Origin of the sequence: Komagataeibacter saccharivorans, from assembly GCF_003207825.1 — a bacterium.
In the GTDB taxonomy this organism is placed as follows: Bacteria; Pseudomonadota; Alphaproteobacteria; order Acetobacterales; family Acetobacteraceae; genus Komagataeibacter; species Komagataeibacter saccharivorans.
In genome coordinates, this window is record NZ_NKTY01000002.1 from 122,907 (window position 1) to 142,123 (window position 19,217).

Genomic DNA, 19,217 nt, shown 5'->3' on the forward strand with positions numbered 1-19,217 from the left:
TACCAGCATGAGCGCACGGACCCTCGGGCCCGAATTCGTCGGTCGGGCGGGGCAGATACTCGAACGGCTGAACCGCCTGTATCCGGCCCTGATCGACCTGTCCCTGACACGGCTGGAAACGCTGCTGGCGCGCCTCGGTCATCCGGAGCGGCACCTGCCGCCGGTGGTCCATGTGGCCGGCACCAATGGCAAGGGCAGCACCTGCGCCCTCATGCGCGCCATTGCCGAAGCGGGCGGATGGCGGGTCCATGTCCTGACATCGCCCCATCTGGTCCATGTGACCGAACGCTTCCGCATCGCGGGTGAAATCGTAGGCGAAAGCGAACTGACCGCGGTTCTGGAAGAGATAGAACGGGTCAATGACGGTGCGCCGATTACGGTGTTCGAAGTCCTGACGGCAGCAGGCTTCGTGCTGTGCGCGCGCCACCCGGCGGACCTGACCATTGTGGAAGTGGGACTGGGCGGGCGTTGTGACGCCACCAACGTGCTGCGGCAGCCCGCAGCATGCGCGATTACCGCCATCTCCATGGATCATGAGGCGTTTCTGGGCGACACGCTCGCCGCCATCGCGGGCGAAAAGGCGGGGATCATCAAACCGGGCGTGCCTGTCGCCACGGGCCGCCAGCCCTCCGAAGTCATGGATGTCCTGATCAGCACGGCACGTGAAAACGCAGCCCCGCTCTGGCGGCGCGACCATGAATGGTCCGTGGAAGCCACTGCGGATGGGTCCGGCCTGCTCTACCGCGATGCGCGCGGCACGCTGGACCTGCCCCTGCCCGGCCTGCGTGGCGCCCACCAGATCGACAATGCAGGACTGGCGCTGGCGACCCTGCGCGCCAGTGACCTGCCCCTGCCGCAGCAGGCATGGGGCGGCATTGCGCATGCGCGCTGGCCCGCGCGCATGCAGCGACTGGACGGCCAGCTTGCCGCCATGCTGCCGACAGGCTGGGAACTGTGGCTGGATGGCGGGCATAACCCCGGCGCGGGCGAAGTGCTGGCACAGGTGATGGATGCGTGGCCTGACCGGCCCACCCATCTGGTCATTGGCATGAAACAGACCAAGGATGCTACCGGCTTTCTTGCCCCGCTCCTGACCCGCGCGACCAGCGTGCAGGCCGTGGCGGAAAAAGACCAGCATCTGGCACAGCCTGTGGCCGACATCATCGCGGCATCGAACGGCAAGGCGACGGCAGGCCCCACATTGCGCGAAGCACTGGCCAGCCTGACCCGTACCGCACCGCCGGACGCACCACCCGCGCGCGTCATCATATGCGGCAGCCTGTATCTGGCGGGTGTCGCCCTGCAGCAGGATGGCTGGCAGGCAGGCTGACAGGCACCCCGGCAGCCTGCGATGCAGGCTGCCGGACAGATATTACCGGGAGTCGGGCAACGGATCGCCCTGCCCGATTTCACGCAGCGGCAGGCCCGCCATCAGGCGCTGTTCGATCTTTTCAAGCGACATGTCGCGTGTTTCGGGAACGAAGCGCCATGTCACCAGCACGAAAAACAGGTTGAGCCCGGCAAACAGCCAGAAGGTCGGGCCATTGCCCATCCATTGCAGCAGCGACAGGAAGCTGGCCCCCACGATCATGTTGGCGACCCAGTTCGTCAGGGTGGAAATGGAAATGCCAAGGTCACGTCCCTGCAGCGGCTGCACCTCCGAACACAGGACCCACATCAGCGGCCCGGCGGACATGGCGAAGCCGGAAATATAGATCAGCAGCATGAAAACCGAGATGATCTGTTCCGTCTGCCCCAGAACGGGACGGTTCAGCATGAGCCCGAGGAAACCCATCCCGATCGCCATGATAATGAAGCCGGTATACAGGATCGGCTTGCGTCCCCAGCGATCGACCAGGCCAATGGCGATGAACGTGGCCAGCATGTTCACCAGCCCCACCATGGCCGTACACCATAGCTGCGCAGGCCCTACATAACCCGCCAGCGCGAAGATCTTGGGCGCGTAGTACATGACCACGTTCACCCCGGCGAGCTGCTGCATGACCTGCAACGCCATGCCCAGAAAGATGGAGCGGCGGAAATTGCCGTTATGGCGCAGCAGGCTCCAGCCACGCTGCTTCATCTGAAGCTGGCGGCTGATATTCTGTATTTCCTGCATGGCGACGCTGTGGTCGTCACGCAGGTCTTCAAGCACCTGTAGCGCTTCGCTGCGGCGGCCCCGCATCATGAGCCAGCGCGGGCTGTAGGGCAGGAACAGCACACCAATCAGGAACAGCACGCCGGGCACGGCGGCAACCGCGAACATGCCGCGCCAGTTGCCGGAATAGCTGAACATGGTGTTGCTGAGAAAGGCTATGAAAATGCCAGCCGTGATCATGAGCTGGTAGGTCGAGATCATGGCGCCACGCGCCTGCTCGCTTGCGATCTCGGACAGGTAGAGGGGCGCGGTAAAGGCCGCCACCCCGATGGCCAGCCCCATGACCAGCCGCCCCACGATCATGGACGGGATCGACCATGCCAGCGCGCAGGCCAGCGATCCCGCCACGAATACCAGCGCACCGACCAGCAGCGCATGCTTGCGCCCGATCTGGTGCGACATCCACCCCCCGCACAGCGAGCCTATGGCGGCGCCTGCCATCATGGAACTGACAATCCATTCCTGCTGCAGGGTAGAGGCGTGGAAAGTCCGCGCCAGCAGGTCCAGCGCACCGGATATGACGCCGATATCCAGTCCCGCCATAAGCCCCGCCAGCGCGGCGAGGCAGCCGATAATAAGGGTACGCAGTCGCGTGGAATCAGATCCAGTTGTCTCGGATGGATTTCCCATGGGGGCCGGTCCTGTAATGATTTTTATTGTTGCCGGAAATTATGTTCAGTCCTGCCCGGCCACGCCGGTCAGGAGATAGAACGATACACCATAGCGCCGTGTCCGGTCAGGATCATTTTCCACCAGGCCATCGATGGCAAAGCGTTTCACGCGGAAAATGACCGGCACATCCCCCTGCCCGCCATCGGGTTCCGTGATGTCCATCATGTCCGCAAGCCATGCGGGCACGCCATTGCGTTCCGTCAGCACCAGCGGCGCACGGGCCGAGAACAGGACCGTGCCCCGGGCCTGTATCGTTTCCAGCTCCGTCCGGGTCGTCACATGGTACAGATAGCCATCCGGCCCGTCATCGCCACGCAGGCTGCGCATGTTCACGATCCCCAGCCCGAGACTGACCGTATCAAGGTAGGTCAGCACGTGCCGTGTGGCGGTACGGGCACCGGTGAACAGGTCGGACTGGGGTATGGACGGACCTATGGTTGGGGAAGCCGGAAGGGACGGAGGGGGCCTGCGCTGCCGACGTTTGCGCGGCATGGGCGCAAACGGCAGTTCAGCCATCCCGCCTTTTCGCCGTTGCGCCATGCCCCTGCCCCATCCATGCCGGTAAACCGCTCCTACCCGTTCAGGCGCAGGCGGCGCATATCCCTTCGGCCTCGATCGTGGTCTGCCGGACCGAAAAACCGCGCGCGCGCGTCACTTCAAGCAGCGCCCTGACGATATGGGGATCATCCAGTTCCGTAACACGCCCGCACTGGCTGCAGATCAGGAACTGCGCCGCATGCACGTGCCCGTGACAGGCGTGGCCGGATTCAAGCATGTGCCGGCAGCCGACAAAGGCGGAAAGACGTTCGATCTTGTGGATCAGCCCCTGTTCCAGCAGGAAATCCAGCGCCCGGTACACCGTGGGCGGGGCGACCGGTCTGCCCCGGCTGATACGGATCTGTTCCAGCAGTTCATAGGCCCCCAGCGGCCGGTCGGACGCCAGCACCAGCCCCAGCGCCAGCCTGCGTATGTCCGTCAGCCGTACGGAGCGCGCCTGACACAGGGAAGCCGCCTGATCGAGCAGTGCTTCCATCCCCGCCGGGGACGCAGTCCGGGCCATCTGTTTCGTGCGGGCCACTGCCGATGCTCCTGTGTCCGGTTGCCGGCATATCCGCCCGCACGCCTGTACAGGAGCGGGAATCAGTCCGGCAGGTAATCCACCCACATGGCAATCAGTACCACGAAAAGGGCAAGCCCAGCATGTATCCAGATCAGCCTGCGCAGCGTCAAGACAGGAACCCGCCCCGCGCGCATGGTTGTCCTGTCTGGCGTCCTGTCCATCGTGTCCGTGCTCCCGTTTCGGTCCATCGGACCTTTCATGGGGCAAAAGACTGGATTTTTCCTTAACGCGCGGCGCGGTGGCTATTCTTCCGTCGCGTGGGGCAGCATGTGGTAGGTACGGTTGAAATAGACCAGTCCGCCACGCGGGCCGCTGGTGCGCACGCTTTCCACGGCACCGAACATGACGCTGTGGGTGCCGACCTCCACAATGCGTTCAATCCGGCAATCGAGCGACAGGATCGCTTCCTCCAGCACGGGCGCACCGGTCGTAAGCGTGGTCCAGTGACCGGAACGGAAACGTTCGGCCTGCTCAAGCGGGCTGGCGAATACGCCCGATATGTCCATCTGCTCGGCCGCGAGCACGTTGATGCACATGGCCGCATCCACGCGGAAGCGATCCCGCACGCGCGAATTACGGTTCAGGCAGGCCAGTACGGTCGGTGGCGTATCCGTTACCGAACAGACGGCGGAAGCCGTAAAACCCGCCGGATCATCCAGTGTTCCGGTAGTGACAACATTTACCGCCGCGCCCAGCCGCGCCATGGCGTTACGGAAGGTAAGGGCGTCAACTCCCATGATACTCTGCCTCAGTCGCTGTTGCATGCCTGTCGGTCCGCACGCAGCCGTGACGCCGGACGGTAGCCGGGGTAGCGCATTCTAGGCCGGTTGAATACCGCAAACCGCATAAGGAGCCATGGTATGGACCCTGAACTGATCCACATACGCCACACGGGCGGACTGGGGCGCATCACGCTCAACCGGCCGGGCGCACTCAATGCCCTCAACATCGACATGATCACCCACATCACCGCCCGCCTGCAGGCGTGGCGGCATGATCCCGCCATCACAACCGTACTGCTGGACAGCACCAGCCCCAGGGCCTTCTGCGCGGGCGGGGATATCCGCGCCATCCTCCACCGCCTTGAAACCGATGGTCCCATGGCGGCAGCCGAGCCATTCTGCCGTACCTACCGGCTGGCATCCCTTCTGGCGGGGTATCCGAAGCCGGTCGTATCCTTCATGGACGGTATCGCCATGGGCGGCGGGATCGGGCTGGGCGGTCATGCCCGCTACCGGATCGTGACCGAACGGTCGTGCCTCGCCATGCCTGAAACCGGCATTGCGCTGACACCTGATGCGGGCGGATCATACCTGCTGTCGCGCGCGCCGGGCCTGAGCGGGCTACGCCTTGCGCTGACGGGCGGATACATGAACGCCACCGCCGCCCTTGATGCCGGGTTTGCGGACCGTCAGGCCCATTCCGGCATGCTCGATACGCTGGCTGACGCGCTCATCCACCAGCCCGCGGGCAGGGTAGTGGACAGTCTGCCCCCCTGTCCGGCCCTGCCATCCGCGCCGGATATTGCGGATATCGCAGCGGTCTATGATGCGCCGGACGTGCCACAAATCATGCGCAGGCTGCACACGCACCCGGCGGAGTGGGCGCAGGCGGACCTGATGGCGCTGAACCGCGCCAGTCCCTTTTCGCTGTACGTTACCTTTGCGGCGTATCATGCTGCACGCAGGCTGCCCGATCTGGACAGCGTGCTGGAGCAGGAATTCCACCTGATCTACCACCTCCTGCGCCGTCCCGACTTTGCCGAAGGCGTGCGTGCACGCCTGATTGACAAGGACAATGCCCCACGCTGGACACCCGACAATCCCGCCGCCGTATCCACCCGCGAAGTGACCGACTGCATGCAGGGCAGGGCGCCCGTTTCGCTCGACCTGCCGCTTTGTGATACGGTTACGTAATAATTTATTATCACACATAAAGTATATAGAAATGCCATTTTCAGACAGATACGCACCCGCCACCCATCACGGCAGGCTGGGCGATGAATTCTACGATGTGGTGAAGGCCGCCGACTTCCCGGCCCATATCCTGCGCTACCGCAATGACGACGTATCGCCGCGCATCGGTCTCGATACGCTCGATGATACGGAGTGGACGCGCCATTTCGGATATTTCGACCCGCTGCCCGGTTCGCTGCCGCACCCGCTGGCGCTGCGCTATCACGGGCACCAGTTCCGTTCCTACAATCCCGATCTGGGAGACGGGCGCGGCTTCCTGTTTGCGCAGCTTATGGATGCGGTGGATGGCCGCCTTCTCGATATCGGCACCAAGGGCAGCGGCACCACGCCCTGGTCACGCGGCGGCGATGGCCGCCTGACGCTGAAAGGCGGCATGCGGGAAATCCTGGCCAGTGAGCATCTGGATGCGCTGGGGGTGCGGACTTCCCGCACGCTCAGCGTGATTGAAACCGGCGAACAGCTTCATCGTGGCGATGAACCTTCGCCCACGCGGTCATGCGTGCTGGCCCGGCTCAGCCATTCCCATATCCGCATCGGCACCTTCCAGCGCCTGATGGCGCAGGATGACCGGGCCAGCATGGAACGGCTGGTGGCCTATGTGATCGAGACCTATTACCCCCAACTGACCGGCGCTGCCGACCCTGCTGCGGCCCTGTATGATGCTGCAACCCTGCGCATGGCGGAAATGACGGCCCAGTGGATGGCGGCGGGCTTTGTCCATGGCGTGCTCAATACCGATAACATCAATATTACCGGGGAAAGCTTCGATTACGGTCCCTGGCGGTTCCTGCCCAGTTTTGATCCCCGTTTTACCGCCGCCTATTTTGATCACTCCGGCCTGTATTCATATGGCCGCCAGCCAGAGGCGATGACGTGGAACGTGGCGCGGCTGGGGGAGTGCCTGCTGCCTTTTTCCACGCTTGAGAAGATACAAAGTATTTTTGACAAGTTCTGGGAACGGTATGAAAGATTCCTTGATATTACAGTCCTTAAAAGATTGGGACTGAAAGAGAGTTCAAGAAAATCCTCCATGGAACTGCGGGAATATCTGTTCTCTTTCATGGATGAAAGCCAGATTGGATTTGAACTTCCGTTTTTTGACTGGTATGGTGGCCCCGAAAGCCAGAAACGCGCGACAGAAGGGCCGCGTGGAGACTTTTATGCACAGGACAGTTTCCGGCCGGTGCATGACCGGATCATGCAGCATGAGCCCGCGGCGGGCATCGACCTGTCGCATTCATATTTTGGCAATGCGGCGCCGGCCATGATGGCCGTTGAAACGGTGGAAGCCATCTGGCAGCCCATCGCCGCCATGGATGACTGGTCCCGCCTGCATGCGACCCTGGACCGGATCGCCAGCACGAAAGCCGCCCTGCACACCCCGCCCCGCTAGGGCGGGGCGGCCCCATGCAGGGAACCAGATCGGAACCGAAGCATTTACAACAGGAAGGAGAAGGCACCCGTATGAATGACCAAGCCCCGCCAGCCCCACTTGAACAGCAGACCACCGAACCGTTACCCGACCTGTCGCAGATCGAAATCTCGCCCAATGCCCGCAAGACTTTATGGCTCGCAGCCATCGTGGCCGCCATCTGCGGCGGCCTCTATGGTTACGACACCGGCATCGTATCGGGCGCGCTGCTGCTCATCACCCGCGAATTCCACCTGAGCAGTTTCTATCAGGAGATGGTGGCCTCCGCCATTCTGGCGGGCGCGGTGATCGGTTCGCTCATGACGGGCTGGCTGTCCGAACGCTTCGGCCGCCGCATGTCCGTCATGATCGTGACGGCGGTGTTCGTGCTGGGGGCCATGGCCTGCGCCTTCGCGCCGGATGTCTACATGCTTATCGCCGCGCGCGTGTTCCTGGGGCTTGCGGTGGGCGGGTCCACGCAGGTGGTGCCCATGTACATCTCGGAACTGGCACCCGCGCACCAGCGCGGCCACATGGTGACGATGTTCAACATCGCGATCGGTATCGGCATTTTCGCCGCCAATATCATTGGTTTTACTGCGCGTGACGCGTGGGGCTGGCGGCCCATGGTGGCCATTGCGGCCATTCCCGCCGCCATCGTGTTCATCTCCATGTTCTTCCTGCCCAAAAGCCCGCGCTGGGCGGCCGAACACGAAAGCCTTGATTCCGCACTGGAGCAGTTGCAGCGCATCCGCACCACCAAGCGTGAGATCCGCCGTGAAATCCGCCACATCCACGCCAATGCGAACGAGGAAACCGACCCCCGTGACATTGGCTGGCGCGGCATCATGCAGCCATGGGTGCGCCCCGCGCTGGTCGCGGCCCTTGGCGTGGCGTTCTTCACGCAGGCGGGCGGTCTGGAAATGATGATCTATTATGCCCCGACCTTCCTGTCGGATGCGGGGTTTGGCAGTTCATCCGCCCTTATGGCCAGCATCGGCATTTCCATCATCTATCTGGTCATGACCATACTGGGTTCCAACATCGTTGACCGGATCGGCCGCCGCCGCCTTGTGCTGGTCATGGGGCCGGGCAGCGTGCTGAGCCTGATCGGCCTTGGCATCATGTTCCTCATGCACCCGCAGCCGGGCAGCATGGGTAGCTGGCTGATCATTGCCTTCATGCTGCTGTTCATGGTGTTCAACGCGGGCGGCATACAGGTTGTCGGCTGGCTGCTGGGGGCCGAGATGTTCCCGCTGTCCATGCGCGGCAACGCCACCAGCCTGCATGCCGCCATGCTGTGGGGCAGTGACCTGCTGGTGACCAGCACGGCGCTGACGCTGGTTACCAAGATCACGCTGGGTGGCACCATGTGGTTCTATGCCGGGGTCAACCTGCTCTCGGTACTGTTTGTCTTCTTCATGGTGCCCGAAACGCGCGGTGCATCGCTGGAAGATATCGAGGAAGCACTGCGTCAGGGTCGCTTCCGCCCGACGCGGGGCAACACCGCCATCGCGGAAGAAACCGACGACGACTGACCACCACGCGGCGGGCGGCATATCCGGTCATGGATGCGCCGCCCCCGTGTCATGGGGACCACCCGTTCCTTATGGGAACAGACGACCGGCCCGGCACCGGGATACGTGCCGCAGGGGATCACCCGCCCTGCAAGGGCGGCACCAGATCGACCGCAAGGGCAGGGGCCACCGGTAATCTCAGCACCTGCTGGTAGAACGCCAGTTCCAGTTCCCACGCCCTGCAGATGGTCGCTTCCTGACGGAAGCCATGGCCTTCGCCTTCAAATTCATACAGCGCACAGGGCACGCCATCGCCACGCAAGGCCGCGACCATGGACCGCGCCTGCGCAGGCGGCACCACCCTGTCTTCCAGTCCCTGCAGGAACAGGACCGGCGCATGGATGCGCGCGACCTGCGTAAGGGGCGACCGGGCAAGATAGATTGCTTCATCCGCAGGGAAGGGGCCAACCAGCGTATCCAGATAACGCGATTCAAACTTGTGGGTATCCTGCGCCAGCGCACGCAGGTCGGTCACGCCATACAGGCTGGTGCCCGCGGCAAACAGGTCCGATCGCGCCAGCGCCAGCAATACCGTCAGACCACCCGCGCTGCTGCCGCGTATGACGATACGCGCCGGATCGACCTGCCCGTTCCGGGCCAGATATTCGCATGCGGCGATACAGTCATCCACATCGACCACGCCCCACTGGCGTTCCAGCCGCTGCCGGTAGGCGCGCCCGAAACCGGTCGAACCACCATAATTGACATCAACCACGGCGAAGCCACGGCTGGTCCACCACTGTACCTTGAACGAAAACGCCGTGCTGGCCCGCCCCGTCGGCCCACCATGGGCAAGGACCACCAGCGGCGGTTTTTCCCCCACCGGCCCGTCATGACGGGCATTGGCGGGGGCATAGAAAAACGCATGTCCAAGCCCGTCTCCATCGGGCAGGGGAAAGCGGATGGTGCGGGGCAGGGCGATATCGGCTGTGTCCAGCGGCAGGTCGGCAGCCCGCCGCAATATCCGGGGGGTCTGGTCGGGCTGTCCACAGACCACCGCCGCCGCCCGGTCGGATGGCGCATCGAGCCATGCAAACCCGCCTCCTTCCAGCGGGGCGGGACAGCCGGAAGGCGCACCAAGATCCAGCGGTGTCACATTGCCATCATGAATGGACACGATCCGTGCCTCACCCCCGCTGACAACCATCGCCAGAATGCTGCCATCGGTCAGGGGCACATAGCTGCGCAGGCCAAAAATCCAGTGCGGCTGGCCAATTTCCGCTTCCATCGGGGCCAGTGCCGTCGCTACCCCGGACGTGGTGTCGAAACCATACAGGTTCCACCATCCGGTACGGTCGGACAGCGCCAGCAGTCGCCCCGCCTTATCCCAGCAGGGTTCGATAACGGATTCCGCCGTTCCATCACCCCCGGCGAGGGTCCACGGCGCGGCAAGGCGTGGCGGATCATCACCTTCCTGCAACAGGCTGGCGACACGCAGGCGCGTGGCATCCCATGGCATGGCGGGATGATCCCACTCGATCCATGCAAGATACCGGCCATCGGGGGAAGGACGGGGAGAGGACACGAAATCCGGCCCCATCACCAGCGGCGTCCCGCCATTGAACGCGGGATCACCTGCCGCGTTACAGTCCAGTACCACAAGGGCGGCGGCGGGTTCGCCTTCCGTCACGCGGTGATCTTCACGCACGCAAAACAGGAAACGGCCATCGGGACTGAACGTCAGGTCGGCATAACGCAGCCCCTCACCGCGCGACAGGCAGCGTGGCGTGTCCGCCTCCATCAGCCACAGGCTGCCATCGCGGCGGTTGCTGAAGGCAATGCGCCCGCGCCGTACCGTATAGGCTCCGCCGCCATATTCATGCACCCGGCTGCCGACATCGAAGGGTGGTGGCGTGACATCCGCCACCTGTCCCGCCCGGGCACGCACCAGCACCCTGCGGCCCCCTTCCGCCGGGCGACCTTCGATCCAGTAAATGTCCCGGCCATCGACCCGCACATCGGACAGGGAAACCGTCTTCCCCGCCACAAGGGCCGCACTGACGGGGGAAGGCCACGTGCCATACGGACGGGTTTCAGGGCCTGCCTTGCCGCTGGTGCTGGACTGGGTCATGTTTCTGCTCCTGCCATTTGTGCGTGACAATGGGATCGGGATTGCGCAAACCGTGCTTCCACGGGCTGGGTCCGTAACCTACATAATCTTTTTCTTTCTGACAGGTAGTCCGCTGCTTCAGCATCTTGAACATCTTTTCCAGCATTACGGATATGGCGTGATTGGCGTCATCGTCATGCTGGAAAGCATGGGGGCACCCCTTCCGGCGGAAACCCTGCTCATTTCCGCCGGGATCTACTGTGCGGCGACGCACCGGCTCGACATCGCATGGGTGGCGGTGGCGGGTATCATCGGCGCGATCATGGGCGACAATTTCGGCTACCTGATCGGCAGGTGGCTGGGCCATCCGCTGCTGGAACGCAAGGGTACCCGCATCGGCCTGACCCCGCGCCGCCTGCAGACCGGGCGTTTCCTGTTCAAGCGGTATGGCGGGGTTATCGTGGCTTTCGGGCGCTTCATCGCCTTCCTGCGCATGTTCGTGGCCCTGCTGGCGGGCGCCAATGAAATGCCGTGGCCCAGTTTCCTGCTGTTCAATGCGATCGGTGGCATATTTTGGGCCGGGGGGTATGCCTATGCCGCCTATTACCTTGGCCATAGCATTTCACGCATTTCCGGGCCGGTGGGAATAGCGGTCGCAATCGGTGGGGGGATCATGCTGTTATGTTCCGTCATCTTCCTGCGCCGCCATGAAGCCCGCCTTGCGGCCGAGGCCGAAGCGGCTGCGGAACGGGAAATGAACCAATCCGGGGAGCAGACTGAAAAATGACCAGACACTGGACAGTCAAACAGGCGCCACGCCTGGACGGGCATCTTGCCCTTGTCACGGGGGCGACCGGCGGCCTTGGCTACCAGACCGCCCTTGGTCTTGCATCGCGTGGGGCACGGGTCATGCTGGCGGGGCGCAACTCCGAAAAGGGGTTCGCCGCCCTTGCGCGGATGCAGACTGAACTGCCGGGGGCGGATGCGTCCTTCCGGCTGGTGGACATGGCCAGCCTGGACTCCATCGCCAGCTTCGCCCACGATCTGGCGCAGGAAACGGACAGGCTGGACATACTGGTCAACAATGCCGGGGTGATGGGCACCCCGCGCCGGCTGGAAACCGCCGATGGCTTCGAACTCCAGTTCGGCACCAATTTTCTTGGCCCCTTCGCGCTGACGGCGCGGCTGCGTACGCTGCTCTGCGCGGCCCCGCAGGGCGGGCGGGTTGTGACCGTCGCCAGCCTTGCCGCCCTGTCGGGCAGGATCGTATTCGATGACCTGCAGGCCCGCCGCCGCTACGCCCCGTTCCGCGCATATAACCAGAGCAAGCTGGCCGACCTGATATTCGCGCTGGAACTGGACCGTCAGGCCCGGACACATAACTGGCCGCTGCATTCCATCGCCGCCCATCCGGGCTGGTCCATGACTGATATTGCCGCAAGCCGACTGGGTACGAAGCAGGGATTACAGGAACGCCTGACGCGCCTTGGCGCGATCTGGGCCTTCCGGCTGATGGGACAGTCCGCTGCCGACGGCGCGCTGCCCATTGAATTCGCCGCCATGGCCACCGAAGCCCGCGATGGCGGCTATTATGGCCCTGATGGCTGGGGCGAACGCCGTGGCCATGTAGCCGAAGCGATCATCCCGCCTGCCGCCCGCGACCTTGCCATCGCACGGCGGCTATGGGCGGTGGCGGAACGGCTGACAGGTACCGCGCTGTCGTAATCAGCGGCGCACGAACGTCCAGTAGAACGGCTGGCGCCCCGCCTGCAGCGCCTTGGCTTCATATCGCGTGGGCGGCCAGCCCTCGGGGCGCTGCTTTACGGGTGGCGCGGTCTCGAACAGGTCCTGCGCGCCCATGACTTCCTCCACCCATGCCTGATAGGTGGGATCATCACTCGCCACCCGCCAGACCGCACCGGGACGCAGGATGCGCGCGGCCATCTTCACGGTCTCGGGGTGGATGAAACGCCGCTTGGCATGGCGGGATTTGGGCCATGGATCTGGAAACATCAGAAACATGCGGTCAATCGACGCATCGGGCAGGCGTTGCAGCAGGATACGGGCGTCCTCATCCCATATGCGCAGCGTGTCCGGCACGGGGGCGGTTTCCTCCCCCCCTTCGGGCACCACGCGGGAGAGCAGGGAACACAGTCCGTTCTCGAACACCTCGCAGGCGATGTAACCTACATCGGGATTGGCTGCATGCTGGGCCAGCGAATGTTCGCCACCACCAAAGCCGACTTCCAGCCATATCTGTTCCGGCGCGCGCCCGAAGCCCGTTGCCGGGTCCGCAATGGCGGATTCCACAAAACGCAGCCGTGGCAGGGTCTGGTCCATAAGCCGCTGCTGGCGCGCGCGCAGCGGATGGCCGCGATGGCGCCCGTAAAGCCGGTCTGGAGATGCCTTTACATCCACGGAGGCGGTCATAGGTCCGAAAATCCTGCTCCTGCTGCCGTAACGGACGGACCGCACGACATGATTACCCCCACGGGGCGGTGATGAAACGCAACAGGGGCCGCCGCGACCCGCTTGTGAAAGCAGTCATGGCAGGCCCCCGATAGGCCCCGGTCGCATAATGCAACCGAAGCGGGCAGGGCATGATGCCCCGCCCCGAATGCGACCTTAGCGGTTGAACGCGCCGCGCAGGGCGTCGACCAGATCGGTCTGCTCCCACGTGAAATCGTCCTTCGCCGCGTCGGGCGTGCGGCCAAAATGGCCATAGGCCGAGGTCTGCGTGTAGATCGGGCGGTTCAGGCGCAGGTGCTTGCGGATGCCGCGCGGCGTCAGGTCCATGACTTCACGCAGCACGTTGCCCAGCTTTTCCTCATCCACGTCCTTGCCGGTGCCATCCAGATCGACATAGACGGACAGCGGGTGCGACACGCCGATGGCGTAGGAAAGCTGCAGCGTGCAGCGGTCGGCCAGACCGGCAGCCACGACGTTCTTTGCCAGATAGCGGCAGGCATAGGCAGCCGAACGGTCAACCTTCGTCGGGTCCTTGCCGGAGAATGCGCCGCCGCCATGCGGGGCCGCGCCACCGTAGGTGTCGACAATGATCTTGCGTCCCGTCAGGCCGCAGTCACCATCGGGACCACCGATGACGAAAATGCCGGTCGGGTTGACGTAGAATTCGCTTTCCGGCGGCATCCAGCCTTCCGGCAGGACATCACGCACGATGCTGCCCAGTTCCTCACGGATGGTGGCCTGGCTGGCCCCTTCAACGTGCTGGGTGGAAATCACGACGGAGGTGGCGCCCACGGGCTTGCCATCGACATAGCGCAGGGTGACCTGGCTCTTGGCATCGGGCTGCAGGGCCGCCGCACGCGGGTCGCCCGCCTTACGCAGGTCACGCACGCGGTGCAGGATGTCATGCGCATAGAACAGCGGCGCGGGCATGAGGCTTTCGGTCTCACGCGTGGCGAAACCGAACATGATGCCCTGATCGCCTGCGCCTTCGTCCTTGTCACCGGCGCTGTCGACGCCCACGGCGATGTCGGCGGACTGTGCGTGCAGGTAGTATTCGACCTCGGCGTTGCGCCATGAGAAACCGGCCTGATCGTAGCCGATATCCTTCACCGCGTCGCGCGCGCCCTGAATAAGCTGGTCAGCCGTGACCGAAGACGGACCACGAACCTCACCCGCCAGAACGATGCGGTTGGTTGTGACCAGTGTCTCACACGCAACCCGCGATTCACCGTCTGCTGTCAGAAACGCGTCAAGAACAGTGTCGCTGATCCGGTCGGCGACTTTGTCGGGATGCCCTTCGGATACCGATTCCGATGTAAACAGAAAATCGCCTTTATTACGCATGATGGTCCTGTCTGCCTTATGTGGAGTAGGAATAACGCCTTATGGATCAACCGGCGAATGATCGCATGCGTTTGGCGTAAACGGAAACGAGCGTCAAGCCATTTCCCTGAATACCACCATCCCGCCCCCAGTCGGCCACGCCTTCAGGACCCTGCGTTCAGGTCCAGCACATCTTCCATATCATAAAGACCGGCAGGACGCCCCCGGAGCCATTTTGCCGCCCGCACCGCACCCGTTGCATAGACCCTGCGGTCGAAGGAACGGTGGGTCAGGACGATCTGTTCATGGCCGGAGGTAAAGATGACCGAATGCTCACCCACAATCTGGCCGCCGCGCAGGGCGGCAAAACCGATCGCGCCATCGGCGCGCGGGCCGGTATGGCCGTCACGACCGCTTTCGATATGATCTTCCAGCCGGATACCGCGCCCATCGGCTACGGCGCGCCCCATGGCCAGCGCCGTACCGGACGGGGCATCAACCTTCTGGCGATGATGCATTTCCAGTATTTCGGCGTCGTAATCGCTGCCCGGCAGTGCTGCCCCCATCTGGCGCGCAAGACGGGTGACGAGTGTTACACCGGGCGAGAAATTGGCCGCCTGCACCACGCCAACCTGACGTGCCGCCGCATCAACCGCCTGCTGCTGCGCGGGCGACAGGCCGGTAGTGCCCAGCACCCATGCAGTACCCGTTTCAGCCAGAGCCGTGGCATGCGCAGCAACCGTGCTGGCATGGGTGAAATCGATCACCACATCGCACTCACGCGCCAGATCGGCAATATGGGCATGAACAGGGCAGTCCAGACCGGCGACCGGCGTGCCGTCACGCGTTGTGCCACCCGCCAGAACCGCGCCACCCGCGGGCACTTCTTCCGCCAGAAGACGCCCGACACGCCCGTTCAGGCCCGCGATCCCGATACGCAATGGCTGCGCGTTCATGCTGTTTCTCTCCACCAGTGCCGACATGAAAATGGCGGCGCGACCGGGGGATCGCGCCGCCTGACTCTACTCATGGTGCGAGTTGGGGGGATTCACCATGAATAGTGGTCCGACCCTACACCTGAATAATCAGCAATTTCAACTGTCGCCCTGTCATGTCAGCCAAAGGCTGACGGACCGGGTCAGAGCTTGCCTTCAAAAAAGTCCTTCACCTTGCTGAAAAAGCCGGTGCTTTCGGGACTGCCCTTGGCGTGGCCTGCGGCGTCGTCCTCGAATTCCTCCAGCAGTTCACGTTGGCGTTTGCTCAGGTGCCGGGGCGTTTCCACCACGACCTGAATATACATGTCACCACGCGCGGAAGACCGCAGGACCGAGAAGCCCTTGCCACGCAGGCGGAACTGTTCGCCCGTCTGCGTACCCGCCGGGATCTTGACCTTGGTGCGCGATCCATCAACCACCGGCACCTCGATCTCGGTCCCAAGGGCGGCCTGTCCCATGCGCACGGGCACGCGGCAGTAGATATTGGCGCCATCGCGCTGGAAGATCGGGTGGGATTCCACTGCGACATGCACATACAGATCGCCCGCCGGAACACCCTTGCCGCCCGCTTCGCCCGCGCCGGAAATACGGATGCGCGTGCCGTCTTCCACGCCCGCGGGAATGGCGACTTCGATGCTGCGGTTCTTTTCCACCGTGCCGGAACCATGACATTCCTTGCACGGATTGCGGATCAGGCGGCCCGAACCATGGCAGGTGGGGCAGGGGCGTTCGACGAAGAAGAAGCCCTGCTGCGCACGCACCTTGCCCGCCCCGTGACAGGAAGGGCAGGTTTCGGGCTGCTGGTCCTTGTCGGCGGAACCGGAACCATCACAGCTTTCGCAGATGACGCGGGTGGGGACGGTGATCTTCTTTTTGACGCCGGTAAACGCCTCGGCAAAGGTGATCGTGACCTGCACCTGAAGGTCGGCGCCCGAACGGCGGCTGTCACGACGGTTGCCCATCATGTCCCCGAACATCTGTTCGAAGATGTCACCCAGTCCGCCACCGCCGAAATCGAAGCCACCGGGACCATGTCCCGGCCCGCCACCCTCGAAGGCGGCATGGCCGAAGCGGTCATAGGCAGCGCGCTTCTGATCGTCCTTCAGGACATCATAGGCTTCGTTGATTTCCTTGAACTTGTTTTCCGCTTCCGCGTCGCCCTGATTGCGGTCGGGGTGATACTGCATGGCCAGCTTGCGATACGCGCGCTTGATCTCGTCACCACTGGCATCGCGCGAAATTTCAAGGACTGCGTAATAATCTATCTTGGTGGCCATGGGGGTCCTCTAGCAAACGCGGCCGCCCGACTTATCGCGGCGTCATCCTCGCGTTCCGGATCATGTCGTTATGCGGAATATGAAAAGCGCCCGTCTTCACAGAAGCACGGGCGCCATCTGGTGAAAGGGTGGGACGGACCCGAAGGTCCGCCCCGCCATTTCGGAGCCTGTATGACGCCCAGCGTCAATCAGGACTTCTTGGAGTCGTCCACGTCTTCGAAGTCGGCGTCGACTACTTTTTCGTCCTTCGGCGCGCCGCCGGGTGCGGCACCCGGTGCGGGCTCGCCCTCGCCAGCCTTGTAGACAGCTTCGCCAACCTTCATGGCGGCCTGCGTCAGGCGATCGGTCGCCTTCTTCAGGGCTTCGCTGTCCGTGCCTTCAAGCGCCTTGCGGACTTCGGCAATCGCCTCTTCCGCTTCGGTCCTGTCAGCCGCCGGAACCTTGTCGCCAGCTTCGCTCAGCGACTTCTCGACCTGATGGGTCAGACCTTCAGCCTGGTTACGGGCCTCGACCTGTTCCTTCTTGGCCTTGTCCGCCGTGGCGTTGGCCTCGGCATCCTTCACCATCTTGTCGATTTCGGACTCGGACAGACCACCGGAAGCCTGGATCTTGATCTGCTGTTCCTTGTTGGTCGCTTTGTCCTTGGCCGAGACGGACACGATACCGTTGGCGTCGATGTCGAACGTCACCTCGATCTGCGGCACGCCACGCGGGGCGGGAGCGATGCCGGTCAGGTCGAAGTTGCCCAGCAGCTTGTTGTCAGCCGCCATTTCACGTTCGCCCTGATAGACCTTGATGGTCACGGCGTTCTGGTTGTCTTCCGCAGTCGAGAAGGTCTGGCTCTTCTTGGTCGGGATGGTCGTGTTGCGGTCGATCAGGCGGGTGAACACGCCACCCAGCGTCTCGATACCCAGCGACAGCGGCGTCACGTCCAGAAGCAGCACGTCCTTCACGTCACCCTGCAGCACCGCGCCCTGAACGGCCGCGCCAATGGCGACGACTTCATCGGGGTTCACGTTGCGGGCGGGGTCCTTGCCGAAGAACTGCTTAACGGCCTCGATCACCTTGGGCATACGGGTCATGCCGCCGACGAGGATGACCTCATCGATTTCGGCCGCGGACACGGCTGCGTCCTTCATGGCCGCACGGCAGGGTTCCAGCGTGCGCTGGATCAGGTCGTCAACCAGGCTTTCCAGCTTGGCGCGGGTCAGCTTCAGCACAAGGTGCTTCGGGCCGGACGCGTCAGCGGTGATGAACGGCAGGTTGATCTCGGTTTCCTTGGAGGAGGAAAGTTCGATCTTCGCCTTTTCCGCCGCTTCCTTCAGGCGCTGCAGGGCCAGCTTGTCCTGACGCAGGTCGATGCCCTGGTCGCGCTTGAACTCATCGGCGAGGTAGCTGATGATGCGGGCGTCAAAGTCTTCACCGCCGAGGAAAGTGTCACCGTTTGTGGACTTCACCTCGATCACGCCATCGGAAATCTCGAGGACGGAAACGTCGAACGTGCCGCCACCAAGGTCATAGACCGCGATGGTGCCGCTGTTCTTCTTCTGCAGACCATAGGCCAGCGCGGCAGCGGTCGGCTCGTTGATGATACGCAGCACTTCCAGACCGGCGATACGGCCCGCGTCCTTCGTGGCCTGACGCTGGGCGTCATTGAAGTAGGCCGGAACCGTGATGACGGCCTGCTTGACGGCCTCACCAAGATACGATTCGGCGGTTTCCTTCATCTTGCCAAGGATGAAAGCGGAAATCTGGGCGGGGGCGTATTTCTTGCCCTGTGCCTCGACCCACGCATCGCCATTGTCGCCCTTGACGATTTCGTAGGGAACCAGCCCCTTGTCCTTGGCCACGGTCGGGTCATCATAACGGCGCCCGATCAGGCGCTTGACCGCATACAGCGTGTTGGACGGGTTGGTGACGGCCTGACGCTTCGCGGCCTGACCGACCAGCATTTCACCGCTGTCGGTGAAGGCGACCATCGACGGGGTCGTGCGTGCGCCTTCGCTGTTCTCGATCACCCGTGTTTCGTCGCCTTCGCGTACGGCAACGCAGGAATTGGTCGTACCAAGGTCGATACCGATAACCTTGCTCATTCAGATACTCTCCTTTTCAGCGGCCTGTCCGGACCCGAAGCATCGGGACAGACCCTTTCTTTCATATCGTCCGGCACAACAGGGGACTGTCTTTTC

General features: G+C 63.2%; 17 protein-coding genes. 6 read left to right on the forward strand and 11 right to left on the reverse strand.

Annotated features, from left to right (window positions below):
• Positions 1-7: 7 nt before the first annotated feature.
• Positions 8-1,330 carry a bifunctional folylpolyglutamate synthase/dihydrofolate synthase gene (locus tag CFR79_RS02375; protein ID WP_110546814.1) on the forward strand — a complete coding sequence of 441 codons (1,323 nt, stop codon included), beginning with the start codon at positions 8-10 and terminating at the stop codon, positions 1,328-1,330.
• Positions 1,331-1,372: 42 nt separating this feature from the next.
• Here the strand turns inward: CFR79_RS02375 and CFR79_RS02380 are convergent, their stop codons facing one another.
• The 5 genes from CFR79_RS02380 to CFR79_RS02400 all read right to left on the reverse strand — a co-directional run bounded on the left by CFR79_RS02380 (position 1,373) and on the right by CFR79_RS02400 (position 4,687).
• Entirely contained in the window at positions 1,373-2,788 is a 1,416-nt protein-coding gene (locus tag CFR79_RS02380; RefSeq protein WP_110546815.1) for a sugar porter family MFS transporter, read from the reverse strand.
• Positions 2,789-2,833: 45 nt separating this feature from the next.
• Positions 2,834-3,370: a hypothetical protein gene (locus CFR79_RS02385; protein WP_110546816.1), complete on the reverse strand. Its 537-nt coding sequence runs from the start codon at positions 3,368-3,370 to the stop codon at positions 2,834-2,836.
• A gap of 40 nt (positions 3,371-3,410) precedes the next feature.
• A complete protein-coding gene (locus CFR79_RS02390) occupies positions 3,411-3,908 on the reverse strand; it encodes a Fur family transcriptional regulator (protein WP_243705182.1) in 498 nt (165 codons plus the stop codon).
• A gap of 62 nt (positions 3,909-3,970) precedes the next feature.
• Positions 3,971-4,111, reverse strand: a complete 141-nt coding sequence (locus CFR79_RS02395; RefSeq protein WP_243705181.1) for a hypothetical protein — start codon at positions 4,109-4,111, stop codon at positions 3,971-3,973.
• An 81-nt stretch (positions 4,112-4,192) separates the two neighbouring features.
• Positions 4,193-4,687 (reverse strand): flavin reductase, encoded by a 495-nt coding sequence (locus CFR79_RS02400; protein WP_102324981.1) that lies wholly within the window; start codon positions 4,685-4,687, stop codon positions 4,193-4,195.
• Positions 4,688-4,810: 123 nt separating this feature from the next.
• Between CFR79_RS02400 and CFR79_RS02405 the strand changes: the two genes are divergently transcribed.
• The 3 genes from CFR79_RS02405 to CFR79_RS02415 all read left to right on the forward strand — a co-directional run bounded on the left by CFR79_RS02405 (position 4,811) and on the right by CFR79_RS02415 (position 8,875).
• Positions 4,811-5,866, forward strand: coding sequence for an enoyl-CoA hydratase/isomerase family protein (locus tag CFR79_RS02405; RefSeq protein WP_110546817.1), 1,056 nt, complete (start codon positions 4,811-4,813; stop codon positions 5,864-5,866).
• A 31-nt stretch (positions 5,867-5,897) separates the two neighbouring features.
• On the forward strand, positions 5,898-7,319 hold the full coding sequence (locus CFR79_RS02410) for a protein adenylyltransferase SelO (protein WP_110546818.1): 1,422 nt from the start codon (positions 5,898-5,900) through the stop codon (positions 7,317-7,319).
• Positions 7,320-7,390: 71 nt separating this feature from the next.
• Positions 7,391-8,875: a sugar porter family MFS transporter gene (locus CFR79_RS02415; RefSeq protein ID WP_102324978.1), complete on the forward strand. Its 1,485-nt coding sequence runs from the start codon at positions 7,391-7,393 to the stop codon at positions 8,873-8,875.
• 118 nt (positions 8,876-8,993) lie between these two features.
• Here CFR79_RS02415 and CFR79_RS02420 read toward each other — a convergent pair whose 3' ends face one another.
• A complete protein-coding gene (locus CFR79_RS02420) occupies positions 8,994-10,985 on the reverse strand; it encodes a S9 family peptidase (protein WP_110546819.1) in 1,992 nt (663 codons plus the stop codon).
• On the opposite strand from CFR79_RS02420, the gene CFR79_RS02425 reads away from it, so the two are divergent.
• Together CFR79_RS02425 and CFR79_RS02430 are read left to right on the forward strand one after the other, a co-directional pair.
• Complete coding sequence (locus tag CFR79_RS02425) at positions 10,984-11,751, forward strand: DedA family protein (protein ID WP_102324976.1); 768 nt, start codon at positions 10,984-10,986, stop codon at positions 11,749-11,751. The genes CFR79_RS02420 and CFR79_RS02425 overlap by 2 nt on opposite strands.
• Positions 11,748-12,689, forward strand: coding sequence for an oxidoreductase (locus CFR79_RS02430; RefSeq protein WP_110546820.1), 942 nt, complete (start codon positions 11,748-11,750; stop codon positions 12,687-12,689). The genes CFR79_RS02425 and CFR79_RS02430 overlap by 4 nt, the downstream gene beginning before the upstream one ends.
• Here the strand turns inward: CFR79_RS02430 and trmB are convergent, their stop codons facing one another.
• The 5 genes from trmB to dnaK all read right to left on the reverse strand — a co-directional run bounded on the left by trmB (position 12,690) and on the right by dnaK (position 19,121).
• Positions 12,690-13,394: a tRNA (guanine(46)-N(7))-methyltransferase TrmB gene (gene trmB, locus CFR79_RS02435; RefSeq protein ID WP_110546821.1), complete on the reverse strand. Its 705-nt coding sequence runs from the start codon at positions 13,392-13,394 to the stop codon at positions 12,690-12,692.
• Between the two features lie 195 nt (positions 13,395-13,589).
• A complete protein-coding gene (gene metK / locus CFR79_RS02440) occupies positions 13,590-14,777 on the reverse strand; it encodes a methionine adenosyltransferase (RefSeq protein WP_102324973.1) in 1,188 nt (395 codons plus the stop codon).
• 143 nt (positions 14,778-14,920) lie between these two features.
• Entirely contained in the window at positions 14,921-15,712 is a 792-nt protein-coding gene (gene dapB / locus CFR79_RS02445) for a 4-hydroxy-tetrahydrodipicolinate reductase (RefSeq protein WP_102325276.1), read from the reverse strand.
• A 182-nt stretch (positions 15,713-15,894) separates the two neighbouring features.
• Positions 15,895-17,028: a molecular chaperone DnaJ gene (gene dnaJ / locus CFR79_RS02450; protein ID WP_102324972.1), complete on the reverse strand. Its 1,134-nt coding sequence runs from the start codon at positions 17,026-17,028 to the stop codon at positions 15,895-15,897.
• A gap of 188 nt (positions 17,029-17,216) precedes the next feature.
• Complete coding sequence (gene dnaK, locus CFR79_RS02455) at positions 17,217-19,121, reverse strand: molecular chaperone DnaK (RefSeq protein WP_102324971.1); 1,905 nt, start codon at positions 19,119-19,121, stop codon at positions 17,217-17,219.
• Positions 19,122-19,217 lie beyond the last annotated feature (96 nt).